Origin of the sequence: Alistipes sp. i18-0019-D1, assembly GCF_042852885.1 — a bacterium.
Classification (GTDB): Bacteria; Bacteroidota; Bacteroidia; order Bacteroidales; family Rikenellaceae; genus Alistipes.
The window spans coordinates 2,492,653-2,509,597 of sequence record NZ_AP031424.1 but is presented as its reverse complement, the minus strand read 5'-3'; the positions used below and the strand labels follow the sequence as shown (position 1 = coordinate 2,509,597).

The 16,945-nt window shown below is 63.9% G+C and carries 19 protein-coding genes; all 19 read right to left on the bottom strand.

Annotated elements, in window-relative coordinates; translation table 11 throughout:
- Positions 1–15 precede the first annotated feature (15 nt).
- Positions 16–1,368, bottom strand: coding sequence for a hypothetical protein (locus ACGHP5_RS10610; protein ID WP_390566652.1), 1,353 nt, complete (start codon positions 1,366–1,368; stop codon positions 16–18).
- Positions 1,359–2,309 carry a DUF6046 domain-containing protein gene (locus tag ACGHP5_RS10605; protein ID WP_390566650.1) on the bottom strand — a complete coding sequence of 317 codons (951 nt, stop codon included), beginning with the start codon at positions 2,307–2,309 and terminating at the stop codon, positions 1,359–1,361. The genes ACGHP5_RS10610 and ACGHP5_RS10605 overlap by 10 nt, the downstream gene beginning before the upstream one ends.
- A 15-nt stretch (positions 2,310–2,324) precedes the next feature.
- On the bottom strand, positions 2,325–6,029 hold the full coding sequence (locus ACGHP5_RS10600) for a phage tail tape measure protein (protein WP_390566649.1): 3,705 nt from the start codon (positions 6,027–6,029) through the stop codon (positions 2,325–2,327).
- A gap of 105 nt (positions 6,030–6,134) precedes the next feature.
- Positions 6,135–6,290, bottom strand: a complete 156-nt coding sequence (locus tag ACGHP5_RS10595) for a hypothetical protein (RefSeq protein WP_390566647.1) — start codon at positions 6,288–6,290, stop codon at positions 6,135–6,137.
- Between the two features lie 44 nt (positions 6,291–6,334).
- Positions 6,335–6,688 carry a hypothetical protein gene (locus ACGHP5_RS10590; RefSeq protein WP_390566645.1) on the bottom strand — a complete coding sequence of 118 codons (354 nt, stop codon included), beginning with the start codon at positions 6,686–6,688 and terminating at the stop codon, positions 6,335–6,337.
- A gap of 56 nt (positions 6,689–6,744) precedes the next feature.
- Positions 6,745–7,071 (bottom strand): HU family DNA-binding protein, encoded by a 327-nt coding sequence (locus ACGHP5_RS10585; RefSeq protein WP_390566643.1) that lies wholly within the window; start codon positions 7,069–7,071, stop codon positions 6,745–6,747.
- Positions 7,072–7,129: 58 nt separating this feature from the next.
- Complete coding sequence (locus tag ACGHP5_RS10580; RefSeq protein WP_390566641.1) at positions 7,130–7,306, bottom strand: hypothetical protein; 177 nt, start codon at positions 7,304–7,306, stop codon at positions 7,130–7,132.
- A 37-nt stretch (positions 7,307–7,343) separates the two neighbouring features.
- A complete protein-coding gene (locus tag ACGHP5_RS10575; RefSeq protein ID WP_390566639.1) occupies positions 7,344–8,666 on the bottom strand; it encodes a hypothetical protein in 1,323 nt (440 codons plus the stop codon).
- 83 nt (positions 8,667–8,749) lie between these two features.
- Positions 8,750–9,223, bottom strand: coding sequence for a PepSY-like domain-containing protein (locus tag ACGHP5_RS10570; protein ID WP_390566637.1), 474 nt, complete (start codon positions 9,221–9,223; stop codon positions 8,750–8,752).
- 38 nt (positions 9,224–9,261) lie between these two features.
- Positions 9,262–9,984 carry a hypothetical protein gene (locus ACGHP5_RS10565; RefSeq protein WP_390566635.1) on the bottom strand — a complete coding sequence of 241 codons (723 nt, stop codon included), beginning with the start codon at positions 9,982–9,984 and terminating at the stop codon, positions 9,262–9,264.
- A 43-nt stretch (positions 9,985–10,027) separates the two neighbouring features.
- Entirely contained in the window at positions 10,028–10,519 is a 492-nt protein-coding gene (locus tag ACGHP5_RS10560; RefSeq protein ID WP_390566633.1) for a PepSY-like domain-containing protein, read from the bottom strand.
- Entirely contained in the window at positions 10,509–10,952 is a 444-nt protein-coding gene (locus ACGHP5_RS10555; RefSeq protein WP_390566631.1) for a PepSY-like domain-containing protein, read from the bottom strand. The genes ACGHP5_RS10560 and ACGHP5_RS10555 overlap by 11 nt, the downstream gene beginning before the upstream one ends.
- Before the next feature lie 42 nt (positions 10,953–10,994).
- Positions 10,995–11,438 carry a PepSY-like domain-containing protein gene (locus ACGHP5_RS10550; protein WP_390566630.1) on the bottom strand — a complete coding sequence of 148 codons (444 nt, stop codon included), beginning with the start codon at positions 11,436–11,438 and terminating at the stop codon, positions 10,995–10,997.
- 70 nt (positions 11,439–11,508) lie between these two features.
- The gene (locus ACGHP5_RS10545) at positions 11,509–12,876 is read right to left on the bottom strand and encodes a PepSY-like domain-containing protein (protein WP_390566628.1); all 1,368 of its coding nucleotides are present in this window, start codon (positions 12,874–12,876) and stop codon (positions 11,509–11,511) included.
- A 54-nt stretch (positions 12,877–12,930) separates the two neighbouring features.
- The gene (locus ACGHP5_RS10540) at positions 12,931–13,521 is read right to left on the bottom strand and encodes a hypothetical protein (RefSeq protein WP_390566627.1); all 591 of its coding nucleotides are present in this window, start codon (positions 13,519–13,521) and stop codon (positions 12,931–12,933) included.
- Between the two features lie 83 nt (positions 13,522–13,604).
- Positions 13,605–14,069, bottom strand: coding sequence for a hypothetical protein (locus tag ACGHP5_RS10535; protein ID WP_390566625.1), 465 nt, complete (start codon positions 14,067–14,069; stop codon positions 13,605–13,607).
- A 42-nt stretch (positions 14,070–14,111) separates the two neighbouring features.
- A complete protein-coding gene (locus ACGHP5_RS10530; RefSeq protein ID WP_390566624.1) occupies positions 14,112–14,330 on the bottom strand; it encodes a hypothetical protein in 219 nt (72 codons plus the stop codon).
- A 16-nt stretch (positions 14,331–14,346) separates the two neighbouring features.
- Positions 14,347–14,958, bottom strand: coding sequence for a hypothetical protein (locus ACGHP5_RS10525; protein ID WP_390566622.1), 612 nt, complete (start codon positions 14,956–14,958; stop codon positions 14,347–14,349).
- Positions 14,955–16,550, bottom strand: a complete 1,596-nt coding sequence (locus tag ACGHP5_RS10520; protein WP_390566620.1) for a clostripain-related cysteine peptidase — start codon at positions 16,548–16,550, stop codon at positions 14,955–14,957. The genes ACGHP5_RS10525 and ACGHP5_RS10520 overlap by 4 nt, the downstream gene beginning before the upstream one ends.
- Between the last annotated feature and the right edge of the window lie 395 nt (positions 16,551–16,945).

The window sequence follows — 16,945 nt, the reverse complement described above, 5'->3', positions numbered from 1 at the left end:
CGAGGCGGCTTCGTCTTACCGCTTTCCGTCTCCATAAGTCGTCTTCGCCCCTTTGATTTTGTAAGGCAGGGTCAGGGTCTGCCTGTACCCGTTCGTACCGAAGGTCGTGGTGACCTCTTCGACCAGATAGACGCCGTTCTTCGAGGGGTTGCGCTCGTCGCGCAGCTCCACCTGGCAGGCCGGCGCGAGGGCGTGGTCGCCGAAGATCGTAAGGTGCCCCGTGATGCCGTTCAGGTTGTATGAGCGGAAGTATTCGATGGCCTCCTCGACAAGCTGGTCCGAAGTGATGCGCATGTTGGTCGAGGTGTACGGAACGACCGTGTAGGTCGAAAGATCCGCCTTCGTGCGCGTGTCGGCCCCTGCGGCCGTCGTGTTGCCCGTCAGCTTGTGGGTCTTTCGGGAGATCTGCGTGGCGTTGACCGTCTGAAACTCCTTGCTCGCGGGGTCCGACGGGTCGTAGTCGGGGTTCAGGCGCACGGTGACCTCGAAGAACTTCTCGTCCGTGCCCAGCGCCTTGGCCTGCACGGCCAGAAAACGCGGGTCCGTGCGCAGCACCTTCAGGTCGTTCTCGGCCACATGCCGGTCGAAGCGGATCACGAAGGGCCCCGTGCCGTCCGAGGGGAACTGCGGCTGGCTCGGCGACGAGGAGTACGGACGTCCCACGGCGATGGCCGGCATCGTGTCGCTGCTCTGGGCGTCGTACTTCAAAAAGCAGTAGACCCGGTGGCGGCTCCAGGCGCTCAGCACGTCGGCCACCGTGAAGTTGTCCGTGATCTTGATCTTGCCCACCTCGATGTCGAAACGCCGCGTGTCGCTGTGCAGCGCGAATCCCGTGTCTTTCAGCAGGCCGTACTTCTCGCCCAGCACGTCGTTCACCTTCGTACCCTCGACCGGCGTCTCGAACTTGGGCGCCGTCTTGAGCTTGAGCTTGTAGGCCATATTCTCGCATTCGAGCTCGAAGCGGCTGTCCGAGTTGTAGGCCGTAACGTACCCGTCGAACATGTTCTTCAGCGCGCCGTTATAGCCCAGCTTGATGTTGATGCGCTGGCCGACCTTGAACGTCTTATCGTCGAGGGCCGCCTGCCCGCTGCGTTTCTCGATCAGCACGCCGTCCTGCATGACCTCCGTGGTGATGCGCCGCGCATCCACGCCTTCGAGCGTCGCAGGGCCGATGATCGTGCTTTTGTAGACCGTGCCCTTGGGGAAGGTCACGCGGGCCGTGCCTATCAGCTTTTTGTAGGACTCGGTGATGCGCACCTGCTGCACCTCCGTAAGCTCGATACCATTGCGGATTACGATGGGGTTTCCCGGGTCGGGGTCCCCGACGGTGATGCGGCACGAGAGTATGTCCAGCGAGTCTATATCCACAGGCGGCTGATTTTAAGAAGCGACGAGGGGTCCACCACATCGGCGCCCATCTTCACCCACTTGATCCACTTGTTCGTATGCTTGATCGCCTCGTCCACGCGCTCCTGCTCGGCGGTCCTGACCTCGATGGCCTCCGAAGGCTCCACGGCAACGCATTGCAGCGTATAGGGCTGTACGTTGCGGCAGTCGCTGGCCCCCAGCGCGTAGCTCAGCACGATAAGGCGCGTGATCCTGAACTGCCGAAGGATCGTATTGCCGCACTCGAGAACCCCCTTGTGCTGCATCAGACGCAGGAACTTCGAGACCTCGGCCTCCGGGTAGACGTCCGGATACTTGCTGGTGATCCTGCCCTCGATCGAGATCTCGTAGTCGCCGCCCGAGATGAACTCCTTGCGCGTGTAGTCGCGCCCCTGCACGGGCGTCAGCACGATGTTGTTCTTGCTCGACACCTGCACCCGCGGCCCGAGGTCCACGAACTCCACGCGGGGCCCCGCCTCGCCGCCCGTCTTCTCCGTGACGGCGGCCGACAGGAAGAGGTAGTCCGCCACGACGTTGCCCACGATCGAGTCCGTGTAGTTCTTCTGCCGCGCCACGGCCTGCTGGTTCTCGATAAGCCGGTAATACTGGCCCGTCTTATTGGCCAGGCTCGTCTGGGAGTGCTCCTGCAGGTACTTGTCGCGCACCTGCTGCTCCCAGTATTTCAGGTAGCGGGGGTAGGAACGCAGGGCCCCGTAGGCCGCCTGATGCACCGTCTGCACGATGCCGCGCCCCAACAGGTCCACGTCCTTACCCAGGTAGTGCACCGAGCCCGCCTTGAAGTGCGCCAGGCCCATGCCCAGCGCCCGGCGCGCCGCATCCGAGATGTAACCGCCCAGGGTGCCGTGCCCCAGGATGCCGCCCGAAAGAAGGGTCGAAATGCCGATACTCAACAGTCTGCTCATAATTCGTGTGTCGCGTTACGCACCGTGCCAACTGGCGTCGAAGTCATGCACGACGTCGATAAGCGCCTGGGCCATCTGCTCCTTGAGCTCCCGAATCTCGGGCAGGCTGCCCTCCGAGCTGCGCAGCAGCTCCACGGTCTCGATGCTCAGAAGATTAGTGATCGTGACGTTCACCTGTTTGGGCGCCGCCGAGGAAAGGCGGCCCGTGCCGCTGTAGTTGCCGCCCGAGCCCCCGTCGTCGAGGCCCGTGACCGAGATGCCCGGAGCCTTCCACGGCGTCTGGTCGAGGCTCATCGGCTCGTTCGAGTAGAGATGTACGGGGATGCCCGCCCGCTTGAAGATGTTCTGGGCAATCTCTCCGCTCTGGAACGTGTCGCGCAGGGTGGAGATCACCGTGACCAGACGGTCGTGGGCGATGCGGAAGTTCTTCAGGCGCTCGGTCTTCTGCTCCTCGGAGGCACCTTTGGCCAGGGGCGTCTGCTCCCAAGCCTGCGAACGGTCGTTGAAGCGGAAGCCGAGCGTTTCGAAGTCACCGAAGCTGAAGCCCGTCTCGGCGATGGCGCCCTGGGCGTTCTCGCGGCTCTCCAGGATGCGCTTGTACTCCCGGGCCACGACAAGGGCTTCCGGGATGAACTTCTCGTTGATGCGGTTCTGGTACTCCCAGGTGGCGGCAGCCTGCAGATCGGTGATCTTTTTCAGCCCTTTGCGGAACGTCCGCGACTGCCCGTCATAGTGACTGTACAGGCTCTTGTCGACTGTCGAAAAGTCATAACCCTGCACTGCGGGCAGCGCGTCGATATAGGCTTGGATCTCGGCCTGCGAGGTCAGCTTCCCCAGCTCGGCATAGACACTCTTGATACGCGTAGCCCCGTCCTTATCCGCCTGGTAGACGATGGCCCGCGTAAGGTCGTCGCGGTAGGCGTCATCGAAGGTGTATGCCGGGATAGTATAGGTGTAGCCGCCATAGGCGCTGCCACCCGAAGGCATGTGGTTGAAGAGGGCCCGAAACCAGTTGCCCGTCCAGGCCCCGATCTTCAGACCCGTGGTTTCCTGCAGGCTCTTGCCCTCGGTGAGCTTATCCACCGCGCCCTTGGCATTCACGGCCGTGTCGTAGGTTTTCTTCAGGGATTCGTACAACGCCTCGACCGAAGGATAGTTGTACTTGCGCTCCTGCTGCAGCTCGGCGAAGGCGGCATCCGTCGCCTCCTTGACTTTCCACGCCTTGTAGGCCGCCCAGCCCAAAGCCCCCGCCAGCACGCCTATAGCTCCGGCCGCTGCGACGGCTCCCGTGCCCAGGGCCCCGAGCGCGGCGCCGGCACCCACGATGCCGCGGCCGGTGACCACCTGCGAGGCGAAGACCCCCGAGGCGGCACGACGCATCCCCAGACCCGTCATCGAGCGCTGCACACCCGCACCCGCCAGGGCCGAGACCAGCGACCCGCGGCCGCCCGAAACCCCCGCCTGACGAAGGGCCGTGACCAGGTTGCGCTTATCGCCGAAGGTCATGCGGCCCAGAGCGCCGCTTCCGCCCAGCCCCGTGATCGAGGCGAGCAGTCCCAGACCCGACGCCGCAGCCTTCTGCTTGCCCAATAGTCCGAAGGCTACGGCAAGGTTCGTGACGGCGCCCGCCAGGCGGAACAGACGCGTGGCAGCGAAACCCGTGAAGAGCACCGGCTCCAGCCAATGGAAATTATTACCCACCCACGAGGCCACCTTGCCGAAGAGCGCGAACAGGTCCAGCAGGGCCGAAGCGACAGAGGCCAGTCCCCGGGCGAACTTCTCCGTATTGATCGAGGCCGTAAGTTTCTTGAGCGTACGCTGGATCTGAGGCTCCATGATCTCGTACCCGCGCATGAACATCTCCGAGAAGGTCGAGGTGAGCTGGTACCACAACCCCTTGGTCGTCTCCTGCTTGATGAGGCCCAACTGCGAGGAGATGCCGTGCGAGGTGCGGTTATGGGCCGTGAGCTCCCGCAACTGCTCGTAGTTCGCAAGGAACAGCATCGCGGCATTGCCACCGATACGGCCGAAGATCTTGTGCATGTCGCCCAGCGTGGCGCCCTTGCTGTTCAACTCCTCGAAGATGTCGGCCAAAGGACGGATCTTCTCCAGCTTCTTGCCGTAGACGTCTACCGCGTGTGTGAACCGTACTCCCAGCAGATCGAGGATATCGCGCGCCTCCTTGGGCTGGTAGGCCAGGCGCGTGGCCATGGCCCGCAACGCCGTGCCGGCCATCGTGCCCTTGACGCCCATATTCCCGAGCATGCCGACGGCTGCCGAGGACTCCGAGAAGTCGATGCCCGCCATGCGCAGGTAGCCCGCGGCCATCTTGAACGCCTCGGCCGTCTCGATGATGTTGACGTTCGAGCGCGAGATCGTCGAGGAGATGATGTCCGCGACCACGGGCATACTCTTCGGGGAGATGTCGTAGCCCGCCATGATGTTGGTCGTAAGGTCGGCGACCTGATCCAGCGGGTTGTCGCCGATCAGCGCCAGGTTCGTGATCGGGCGTATCGACTCGTTGATGGACTGGATTCCCTGGCCCGCCATGGCCAGGTACTTCACGGCGCCACCCACCTCCACGGCCGTGAACTTCGTGTCGATGCCCACCTGCCGGACATTGGCGGCCATGGCCGCGAAGCGATGCTCGAAGGTCGCAAGGTCACGGTCCGCAACGCGCAGGATCGAGCGTGCGGATTCCATGATGTTGGCATACTCCACGGCCTCGGTAAGCTCCGAGCGCATCGTGCTGTAGAGCATATAGCCGTTGAGCATGTAGGCGAACGGAAGGGCCCGCTGAAGCGATGGCGGCCGCGAGTATTGCAGGCGGTTGATCGCCGCACGCTGGCGGCTGCCCGATAGATTCTCCGCGAGGTTCCGCTGCCGGATGACGCCGCGCACGGCCTCCACGTTCTGCTGCTGCAAGGCCTTGGCCGCCGCACGCCGGGCCCGCTCCTGCTCGGCGGCGAGCTTCTTCTGCGCCGCCGGGTCCGCCGCGGCAGGCACGGCGGGCGGCGTAGGAGGCAGCACGGCGGCAAGCCGTTCCTGAACCGACGCAGGCAGCAGGAATGTACGGGCGGGCGTCGTAGCGGCAGCAGCGGTCTTCTTCGTGCGCGGCGCGGCGGCGGCTCTTCCCAGAGGCATGGCCGCGGCGGCCGCCGTGCGTACCTGGCCCAGCAGGCTCAGGATCTCCGCGAGGCGTCCCTTTGCGGCGTCGGTACGGATGTCGAGCTCCCGGGCGCGCTCCAGGTGCGAGAGGGCCGAGTTGATCTTGCCGATCGAGCGCGTGAGCGTCATCTGCGTCGTCTGCGTCGTGCCCGAGAGGTTGCTGAAGATCGAACGCGAATGCTCGATGATCTGCTGCGCGTTTTTCTGCACCGCACGGCTGTCGAAAGCCTTGCCCGGGTTCACGACCAGCCGGATGCTCTTGGCCTTGGCTTCGATCGTCGTAAGGGTGGTAAGGATGCGGCCGAGCTTCGCCTCGCCGCTTTTCGTGTCGAGGTTGAACTTATACTCGTACCGGCGGCCCTTACCGGAGCTGTCCGCGCGGAGAGCCTTGTCGATGGTCCGCAATGCCCGATTGACGTTCTCCACGGCGCCCGACATATCCTTGAACTTCGAGAGCGACTCCACGGCGGCCGTGAAGTTCCCCAACTGCCGCGTGGCCTCGGTGGACTCCACCTCGATATTGTACCTGACGTTGTAAGTCTGATCGGACATAGCGCTTCTATTCCTGTAAGAATAGAACTCCGCAGCGCCGAGTGATTACATCGGTACAGGGCATAAAAAACGCGCCCCGCAAAGGGGCGCGAAGCGATACATGGGTCAGTCTGAGGTCGGAGGCGCGAAGAAGGCACGGGCGGAGTTGTGGACCATGAACTGGTCGTGCAACCAAAGGGCCTCTTCCGAAAGCGAGGCGAACTCCTCGTCGCTCATGCGCTCCAGATCCACACCGGGGAAGTAGTGGCGGATGTAGGCCATCCGCTGACGGATCCGCTGCCCGTCCCGCACTACGGCCCCCTCGATCAGTTTACCAGCGTCGTCTGCCGCGTCTGGATGATCTCGGAGAGCTGCCCCATAAGACCGAACAGGAACAGCGAATCCGTATCCACCAGCTCCTTGTCCCCGTCCAGAAAGCAGTCGCGGGCAAGCTGTCGCATGGCCGTCACTTCATCCTTTTTCGAGGCGGCCATGAACTTGCTGAACTGCGGGAGGGTAGGCTCGCCCATATAGGCCACGTAATACTCCTTCTCCCCGCACTCCTCGTCCCCGAAGACCACCATCGGGTAAACCTTGCGCAGCTTGCGCTCCGCCTTCAGCTCCCGGGCGCGCTCGCGGATCTCGGACTGGGCGTCCAAGGTCAAACTCTTCTCTTCCATACTTGCATCGTGTGTTATGTTTTGTATGGAAGGATAGAACCGGCGTGGAGGAATGTTTACAGCTCGCAAACCACAGCTTCCGCATCGGACTGAAGGACCGCATCGTAGCGCTCGTGCACCTGCCGCTGCAGCGAGGGCGAAACGGCGAAGCGCACGGCCTTGCCCGCCGGAACCACAATGGGGACTTTATGATAGGGATCATAACGTCTGTGCTGGGGCCGCTCTTTCAGGCTGAACGTACCCAGAGAGGCAATGGTCACTTTTTCGCCGTCGAGAATCGTCGCGGCCATCTGTTCGAACAGCGTACCCACCACAGGAAGAACTTCCGACATGGGCTTACCCAACTCTTTGGAGACCAGACGGGCCAACATGTATTTATTCATAACAGCTATCGATATTAGTCGAGGCCCCGAGGCGTTCCCGAGGCCCGAATCCGTACGCTTAACGCCGGTAGTAGTCCTTGCGGGGGCTCTGCAAGCGCCGGCGCTGCCAGTGCCGGTACACATGAACCGCCACCACGACGGCACAGCATGCCACAGCAAAAAGAAACATCAGCCACAGGAAGTGTAATGTATGGTCTTCGGCCGAAAGAATCGGATCCACAGATAACAACGTCATACAGACGGAATATTAAATCGTTTGATAAATAGCAAATTCATTTTTCGTCACTGCCGTGCGCCGCCGCGACGAGCGCCTCGTGCCGGGCCATGGCATCGGGCCTGCTGCGGCGCACGAAGTTTCTAAGGTCATTATACTTGAAGCCCAGGCGCCGCGCGATGTACCACAGGGATTCGGGCGTGGTCTCATAAAGGCGTATCGCCTCGGCGTATTTCTCCGCGCTGCGCCGCAACGCCAGGCCTCCGTCCGGGGTGCGCGTCATACCCACGCGGGCATGCAGCTCCGGCTCGTGCTCTTTCAGATATTGCCGGAAAGCGTCTGGGGAGAGCCCGAACTCTGCGGCGACGGCTGCCATAGGCAGCCCGCTCGCACGCAGCCGTTCGATGGCCCCGGCGTATTTGGCTTTTGTCGCGGGGTTGTATTTCCTCACTTTCGACCAGTCCACGGGGGCGCCCTCCTCGTAAGGGATTCCTTTGCGCCGGCATATCAGATCCTTGTGCCACGTCTGGAGGTATTGGTAAAAACCCTTTTTCGACACCTTCGTCCGTGCGGCGATCTGCATCGCGGACAGAGGCGTCGTGCGGTACAGACGGAGCGCCTCGGCATACTTCTCCACCGTCGCCGGTCTGGGGGCAGGAGCGGTTCCGCGACCTGTTATCTCGCCCTTACGCTGCTGCCGCACCGCCTTCTCCCGAATCCCGATGCGTTTGCGCACAAGATCTTTATGGTAGAACAGCAGGTGTTGCTCCAGCCCGGCCGGAGGGACGTCGCAGCGCCGGGCGGCCTCCCGCACCGTGATGTAGCGGTCCGCACGCAGCAGTTCCACGGCCCCGGCATACTGCTCCTTGCAGAATGGGCGTGTGCCGCGCTGCTGGTTGTCGCTCAGTCCCAGCCGCTGCCGTACCTCCTCGCGCCGTTCGATCACACCGGGGTAATGGGCCCGAAGTTGCTTGCCGAGGTTCGTGCCGTCCAGTCCGAAGCGCCGGGCGATCTGCGAGACGTTGTATTCGATGTAGTCCATGCTGTCGCACGCCTCGATCGCCTCCCGGTATTTGGTGCGCGTGGCGGGCAGTTGCCCGCGAAGCTGGCCGAGCTTGATATCCGACGCCTTCTCCTTGCTGCACGAAATGTTATAGCGTGCCAGCATCAGATGGCGGTGGTACTTGCAGATATGCCCCTTCAGTCCCGAAAGACTTACGCCGCAACGCCGGCTGATCTCCTTCAGAAAGAGGTCGCTCGAACCATAGAGCTCGACGGCCGCGCGGTATCGCTCATGCGCGGCGGAGGAGCCTTCCCCGGATGCGGGTTCCGCGGTAGGAGGCATCTCAAGCTCGATATAGGGTCTTGCGTCTCGTGTCATCGCGTGTCGATTAGTCGCTACGCCGCCCCGCACGCTGCCGTAAAGGCTCTCCGTGCGGGGCGACAGGACAGGGCGGTGGTTTGTTACAGGTCGATCTCCTCCCGGACGAAGGTGCCGTCGGAGGCGTAGATCAGCTGCTTCGCGTTGCTGAGCGAGAGTTCGTAGCCGCCCAACTGCCGCTCGATCTTGTGGACAGCGGCCTCCGGGTAGCGGGTCGCCAGATCCGCACGGATGGGCTCGGGGATGATCCCCTCGGGCAGGAGCGAGAACTTGCAGTCCACGCTGGTCCAGTCGCCCCGGGCGTCGAACTCGATCTGCGTGCCGTTGCACAGCGTCACCTGGTACTCCTTGCCCCCGTCGTCCTTCTCCCGTTCGGCGGAGACCACCTGGCACTCGGGGAAATAGTGCTCGATAAAAGCCTGGGCCGCAGCGGGCAGCTTGCCATAGCCGATCTGCTTCTCATCGTCGCAGCCCGCAGAAAGGAGAAGAAAAGCGCCGCACAGAAGCATCGGGGCCAGAGAGCGGAGCCTTGAGAAAAACATTTTTGTCGATGTCATGGTTCGTTTATTCCTTATTGTCAAAAAATCCGTAATCGTTAAATTTCAGGTGTCGCACCCATCCTCCGGGCTGCGGCAGTGCTTTCGGCCGGGGAATCGGTATCCCCGGCCTTCGCTGTGATCAGCATGTAGTCGTTGTCCACGCGGATGCGGAGCGTGTCCCGCCCTCCGGAAAAGGGGTTCAGCGTCGGATCCTCTTCAACCTGCATACGCCGGGGCAGCCCGTTCTGCCGCAGGACGCGGTAGAGCAGATTCTCCGAGCACGAGGCCTCCTTGCAGATGCGGCGCACACTCGAATCGCTCTGATAGTACGCCCGGAGAAGCTGCCCGAGCTGCGAACGCGACTTCTCCAAGGTGCGGCGCCCCAGCTTGAGACCCCGCTTTTTGACGGTGTCCAGACCCTCGCGGCTGCGCTGCGAGCGGAAGAGACTCTCCAGGCGGGAGAGGGTCGCGGCGGCGCAGCTCCAGTCGGGGGCCGGCTCACGGGTGTCGAGCACCGGGTCGCAGAGCGAGCGGAGGTAGGCCCCGCGTCGGGCGACATCCCCCAGCAGGGCCGCCAGAGCGTGAATGCTGCCGCAGCCGCAGTCCTCCAGCGACCGGACGACGAGCACGTCGCCCGCTGCGAGGGACTCCACGGCCGGAGCAGGCGTCTGGGCTATCAGTATGTTCTCATGGGCGATATGCGCCGCCTCCAAGTCCGCGATTTGCTGCTGCAGTCGCTCTGCGGTGATATTCGCCTTCAGGTATCCTTTGTCCGCCATCGTTGCTGCTTTCCGGTGTTCGAATACACACTCCCTTTTCCGCTCAGTCGTCGTAACCGGTCAGAAAGAACTCCCGGTCGTCGAACGAGAGCTCCATGCCGTTGCTCAACCGCACCTCCCACTCGCGCCTCTCGTGTTCGAGCTTGGTCACAGCGGCTCCCGGGTAGTGCTTCGCCGCATAGGCGCGGACGGCTTCGGGAACGATGGCCGCAGGTATGGGCAGCTGCCGGCTGTCGAGCGCCCTGAACGCTCCGCGGCAACTGAAGCGAACATGCGCGCCGGTATGGAAAAACACCTCGTAGGTGATCCGGAAGTCGTCGTAGGCCCGTTCCACCAGGGCGGGAGTCTGTTGCGGGTAGTGCTCGGCAAGGAACTCCTGTGCCGCAAGAGGCAGCTTGTGAGGCGATACGGCGCACTCGAACTCCACGACCCAGGCGGCGGCAAGCAACGCCGCGGCAGCGACAAGCGCCCCGAGGCCGCGCAGCCATCCTTTTCCCGCCCGGCATCTCAGATATGCAGAGGGCTTAATCGTCATAGCCGATCACGTTGAACCGTTTGTCGAACTTGATCTCCAGGCCGCCCGAAAGCTCGATCTCCCAGGTGTAGGGGTCGCGGTCGATCTTGCGGATGAACTGCTCCGAAAGGTCGTTCCCCGCAACGAAGGCCGCGATCTCGTCGGGGACGATCCCGGCAGGTACGGGAGCGTACTTGCGCTCCACGCTCTCCCAGTGTCCGTCCTTGTTGAAGTCCACCTCCGTGCGGTCGGTGTAGACCACCTCGTACTCCGAGCCGAAGAGCTTGACGTCCTCCGCCACGTAGGCCACCGTCAGCGAGTCGAAATGTTGTTTGAGGAACTCCTGCGCCGCCTGGGGAAGCTGCTGCACCGTGACGATGCGCTCCCGCCCGTCGGCGAGGGCCGAACCCGCACCCCAAAGGAGCGCGAGGGCTGTAAAAAGAATTCTCTTCATAGTAGTTGCGTTTTAAGTTTTGATTTCTATGGATTATTCCCGTCAATCGTCGATCTCCAGAAGCCTGTAGCGCAGATCGAACGTGAGCTCCAGGCCGTTTGCGAGCCTGACTTCAAAGTCCCGCCGGTCGTGGTCGATCTCCTGCACGGCCACATCCCCGTACAGCTCGCGCACCTTGTTCAGGATCGGGACGGGCACGACGCCCTTCGGAATGGAACGCCCGCGGCAGTCCACCTCTTTCCATGTGCCGTTGCGGTAGAACTCGACCTTCATGCCGCCGACGAAGACTACCTCGTATTTCGCATCGAAAGCCTCGCGCTCCTTCCGCGCGGCATAGGCGACCTCTTCCGCGGGGAAATGCTCCCGGATAAACTGCTGGGCACGGCGGGGAAGTTCCCCGAGGGAGACGGCCTTGTCTCGGCCGGCATGGGCCGCAGAGGGACCCAGCAGAAGCAGGGCCGCAAGTATCGGAATGCTCGTTTTCATAGTATGCATTTTTAGGGTTACAGGATACGGGCCGGGGCATGGACTCTCCCGTATGCCCCGTCTCGCAGCCTTAGTCCCGCACCGCCTCCAGGATCGTGCCCTGCGGGTCGATGCGCAGCTTATATTCGGTATAGTCTTTGCGCACCTCCACCTCGTAGCAGCTCTGCGAAGGGCTCTGCACGAAATCCGCCTCGTCGTCGTCCAGAGTGTAGCCCCCGGCGGCGATGCCCGCCGTTACGGCTGCCGGAAGCTGCGAGGCGGGAAGCTCCCATTCGGTGCGGAGCCACTCCCGGCGGCCGTTGAAGAGAAGCTCCTTGAGGATGTTCTCGTGCAGGATCTCCACTTCGAGCAGCCCGTCGTCATAGTCGCGCCCGACGATGCGCGCACCCGGGTATTGCTGCGCGATGAACGCCGCGACCTCGTCCGGAGAAGGCTCGCTGCCGCCCTGTCCCGGGTCGAGCTCGGGACGCCCGGCAAGAAGGCCGCTCTGGTCCACATACACGTCCACCTCGTCCCAGCGGGTCTCCAGCTCGAACTTCCACCACGTCCTGCTGCCGTTGGCGGCGTTGGTTTCCACCTTCTCGATCTCGTCGATGGCCTCGTCGGTGGTGTAGTGCTCCGAGCTCTTCAGCGCGGCGTAGATATCCGCAGGGATCGCACCCGTCAGGTCCTTGCGGTAGTAGTCGGTCCGGGTATAGACCCACGCCTGCGCCTTGTCGAACCACAGTTCCAGCTTGCGGCCCTCCAGTACGGCTTCCACCTCCGTACCCCCGGCCTCGGCGTCGATCTCGAGCACGCGGCCGCCCTTCTCCACGATATGGCTCTGGAGCCACTCCGAGATGCCGGCGGCGGGCTGCTGCGGAAGCTGCCCCTCGTAGTCGTCGTCTTCGGCGTCCGCAACCTCGCCTACGAGGATGCCCTCCGGGGAGAAGTAGAGCTCCACCGTCGTAACAGCTCCCCCCGAAACTGCGCTACGCACCTCGATCACATAGACCACGACGGCGCTGCCCTCCGCCGTGGGGAGCATCACGTCGCGGCGTTCGAGACGGTCCACGTCGCCCGTGAGGCTCCACAAGGCCCCGTCGCCGTACTTGCTGGCCTTGAAGCCCTCCTGAACGGCTGCGGGAAGCGACGCGAAGTCGATGTCCGTTTCGGTCATGTTCCACGCCCCGTTCCGGTTCTCGAACCAGGCATTGCTGCCGCCGCCCCAAGCCGGGGCGTAGGTCGCTGCGGCCGGCGTGAAGCTGGCCACGGCGTACTCCCCGCGCAGGCTCCATGTGACGTTCGCAGCCCCCGGATAGCGGGCCTCGAAGGCCTCCTGCACGGCCGCAGAGACGCTCTCGGGGTCGGGACCGGAATTATCCTGCTCCGAGCAGGACCAAAGGCCGAGCGTCGCGGCAACCGCGAGCGTCCAGCCGATAAATGTGTTTCGTTTCATAGTGGTTAGTTTTTAACAATCGTTATACTTGGTTTTTCATAGCATCCCGGAGGATCAGTCCGTCGTATTATCGGCAGAAGGCTCCGCACGGGCAGGCGCGGCGGATGCCCGCACCTCTTCCCGCCTCTCCTCGTCTTTCGTCCCGGCAGGCCCGGACTCCGGCGTTCGGCAGAGAAGCGGACGGAAGAACCCCATCAGCTCCTCGTCCGTGTAGAACCACCGCATGAGGAGCTGCAGCTCCCGCCACTTGAGCTCATGCTGCTCGGAGCTCCGGAAACCGTCCCGGCAGTAACCACGCAGCGTGTCGGCGAAAAAGGCCACCGGGGGCCGGATATCCAAAGACCGGAAATCGCACTCCCCCTTCGTCAGCAGCGGCCCGGGCTCCGCCGGGAAGAGCTGCCCGCAGCCCATGCTCAGCGTCCCGAAAGCCGTGTCGAGCAGCCGCAGACCGGCGCTTATGGTCAGCTCCGCGCGGCTGCCTGCCTGCCGGGAGCAGGACCATCTCGCCCCCGCAAAACGTCCGCGCGGGGAAAGCATCGCAGCGAATCGTGCCGTGCCCCGCCAGAAACAGCAGCAGGTGGTGGCGCGAGTCGCAGCGTCGCTCCCGCCGCCCGGCGTCGTACCTCGTATAGGTAAAACAGGCATGGACAGCATCCCCGCCGGGAAGGCCGTTTTCAGCCGCAGGCTGAAGAGCGGTGTGTAAGACTCGTTTTTTCATAGATATTCGATTAGCATCCCCCATTCTTGTCGGCAGGACGCGCCCCGCGGTGCGCGCCACGCGGACGCTGCCCGGCGCGCGGAACGCCTCGGGAAGCGGCGGGCTTGGCAGCCTGCGGCAGCGACGACGCCCGCGGAGGCTGCGGGGGCTTGGCTGTGAAGCGTTCCGCCCGGGCTTCATGCCACAGAAGACGCCAGGGCCAGCGCCGCCGAGCGCGGTTGTACGCCGCCACGTCATGCTCCCAGCAGCGGTAAATCAGCTCCGGAAGGGCACGCTGCGGGTAGACGTTCTCCAGAAAGCGCCCGTTATCCTCCATGCGGCGGCGAAGGTATCCGATGCGGAGGTGGCGGAGGGCGAAGAACACCAGCAGCACGGCCACAGCACCCCCGCCGCACAGCACGGCAAGGTGCAACGGCGAAGCAAGCAGCGGCACGGCAGAGAGCATCGTATCAGCGCCCGTCATAACCATACGCATTCAGGCCCGGAAACATCCGAAGCAGGTATTTCGCACTCCGTATCATCGGTCGTCGCGATAGTGGTCCCGGCGAGGGTCGCACAGCCGGCGGCGACGCCACGCTTTATAGCCCAAGACAACCGCCGTCAGCAGGCCGGCGGCGATGATGATTCCCGCTATCAGGAACAGGAATTCGAAGCCGCTCCCGGACTGGTCGAGGTCGTGGAAGAGGTACTCGTCCTCGTACAGGAACCGGGAAATCGGCGTGTAACGTTCAATCATTGCCTTCATAAACAGTTTAACTTATCTTTTCAGTAATTCCGGAGCGGGCGGGCCGTCCCCGGAAAGCCCGCATCTCCTCGTCCTTCGTCTCTTCCGGCGTAAGCGCTGCTGCCGGCTCCTTCGTCCCGGCAGGTTCGGTCCCGGCGCGCTGCGGCGCCCGCGGGGCCGACGCGGCGTCACAGACAGCAGCAACGGGCGGCGGATCGCAAGGCCGCGTCTCGGGCCTCTTCGCATCGGCAGCGGCAACGGCGACGGGCTTCGGAGCCTGAGGCCCCGACACCGGTTTCGGGGGCGCCGCGACCTTGAGAACGAAGCGATCCGTCCGGGCCTCACGCCACAGAAGACGCCAGGGCCAGCGCCGCCGGGAGCGGTTGTACCGCTCCACCTCACGCTCCCAATAGCGGTAGAGAAGCATCGGCACCGAATCCGTGCCGTAGGTATTCTCCAGAAAGCGGCCGTAGGAGAGCATCTCTCCTCGCCGGTGCCGGATGCGGAGCTGCACGACGGTGACGAGCGCCACGAGCACCGCGACCAGCAGGGCCCCGGAGACCGTCGCCCAGCGCTCCAGCGCCGACATCTCGGCGAGGGCTGCATTCAGCCCCGCGATATTGATTTCATTACCTGTCATAAAGCATTCGTTGTTATCGCACGATACCAGGCCGTCTGCCGGTAAGCCTCGTTCAGGGACGGGAACTCCGCGCGCGGAACGTAGGTCGTAAGACCCCCGTGACGGGCGATGTCGAAGCCCCCGTAGGGAGCCCCCGCACCGCCCATGAACTGCTCCGTAGCGTCTGACCACACCACCGCATCCTCCAGTGCAGCATGGAAGGCCGCCAGCGAAGCCATATCAGCGCCGCTTGCGGCGTGCAGCCTTTCCACATAGTCCTCCAGATCGAAGAAACGCGCCGCGGCGGGGCGGTCCCCGTACTGACCCGGGCGGTCGAAGTGCTGGAGCTGCGAGAGCAGCTCCTCCGAAGCCGTCTCCCCGGCGCGGCCCGCCGTGGCCCGGTGCACCGCCGAGGCAAGGGCCGGCAGCGACGAGGTGCGGATGACGCTCAGCGTCGCCGAGCGGTAGATGCCCGCGCACTCCTGCCGGACATATTGCATATAGCGCTGCCCGAAAGTCGTGAGAAGCTCCTCCGTACCGAGCCGGCGCGAGGTCAGCAGCTCGAGGCACTCCCCGTAGAGGGGCCTGAAGCCCGGAACCAGCAACTCGGCCGAGGAGACCAGCAGCAGATCCGTGCGCCCGCAAAGTTCCAGCGCGACCTCCGCGCCCGCCACGAGGCACGCCTCGAAGAGGATATAATCCAGCGGCATACCCTCCGGAATGGCCGCGGCGAACGCTTCCAGAGACATCTCGGCGCTCCCGTCGCGCCCCAGCGTGCGCGTCGCGCCGCCGCCCGCTCCCGAAGCTACGGAGGCGGCTTCGGCGTGGGGACGCGCCAACGCCCCCTCGGGAAGCCACCCCGTAGCGTGGGAGAAGAACAGAAGCCCGTAGCCCTCCGAAGGGCTGCGTTGCCACACGCTCCGAAGAACGCGCTCCAGCGTAGCCCCCGAGGCCGAATTCTCCTCGCCGTACGTCTCCACCGTGCGGAGCTCGACGCCCGAAGCCGTGCCCTCCAGGTGCGAGAGCGACGCCCCCGAGGGCGTATCCGCATAGACCCACACATCCATATCCGAACGCCAGCCCGAACACAGGGCCGCCAGCCGCGCGTCGCACTCCCCCGAAAGGTCGTTGTCCAGCGCAAGGTAGACCACGAGCGGGCGGCTCGGCTCGGGGTAGCAGAGCTCCTTGCGCTCGCAACCCCCGAGCATCGCGCCCAGCAGTGCGAGACCCAGCGCCGTCGCGGAGCCTCGGCCCACGCCCCGCGAAGAAGTGCGCGGGGACGGTGTCGGCGGGCCGTCCGTATCGGGCATCGGAGCGTGCTCCGAGGCGGCCGGGAACCCGGGAGTGTGGTCCGCACCCGCCGCCCGAGAGTGCGGGCTGCGGCGTGCGCCCAGCAGCGGAACCCCGCAGAGCCCCACCACAAGCAGGCAGAGGAGGAAAAGGCCCAGCAGCAGAGCCCCGGGGAGCCGCTGCTCCGAAGGCCAGTCTACCCATACGCTCCGGAACAGCAGGCCGCCCCAAACGAGGCAGCCTGCAAGACCCGAAACCGTACTTGCAATACGGCTCCAGCGGGACGCTCCGCGTCCCCTCCTATGGTGTTTCTCTCCGGTCATCTATCCTGCGTGTATCATATTCCTGTGTCCATAAAGCCCTCGCCCCACCACCACGGCGTCCTTGTGCCGGATGCCGGGGAAGAAGCGCCGGATGTCGGCCTTCACGAAACAGGGGTACGCCCGCTTGTGCCGCCGCACGAAGCGCACCGCCGTATCGTGGTGCAACCCGCCTAAGTGATGGCCCGGAAGCAGCCGCCGCACCTTGGGCACGAACTCCCCGCGCAGGGCCCGCGCCAGGGCGCGCTCGCCCGCTCCGGCCTCCGTATTGTAGTACGGAAGCGGACGGATCTGGTACCGGGAAAGGGGTGCGGGTGTCATGGCAGTAGGCGTTCTGATGGGTCGTACTATGTTAGTTTTGTAGCTGTCAGCATCTTGAGGCTCTTCCGGCTGCTGCC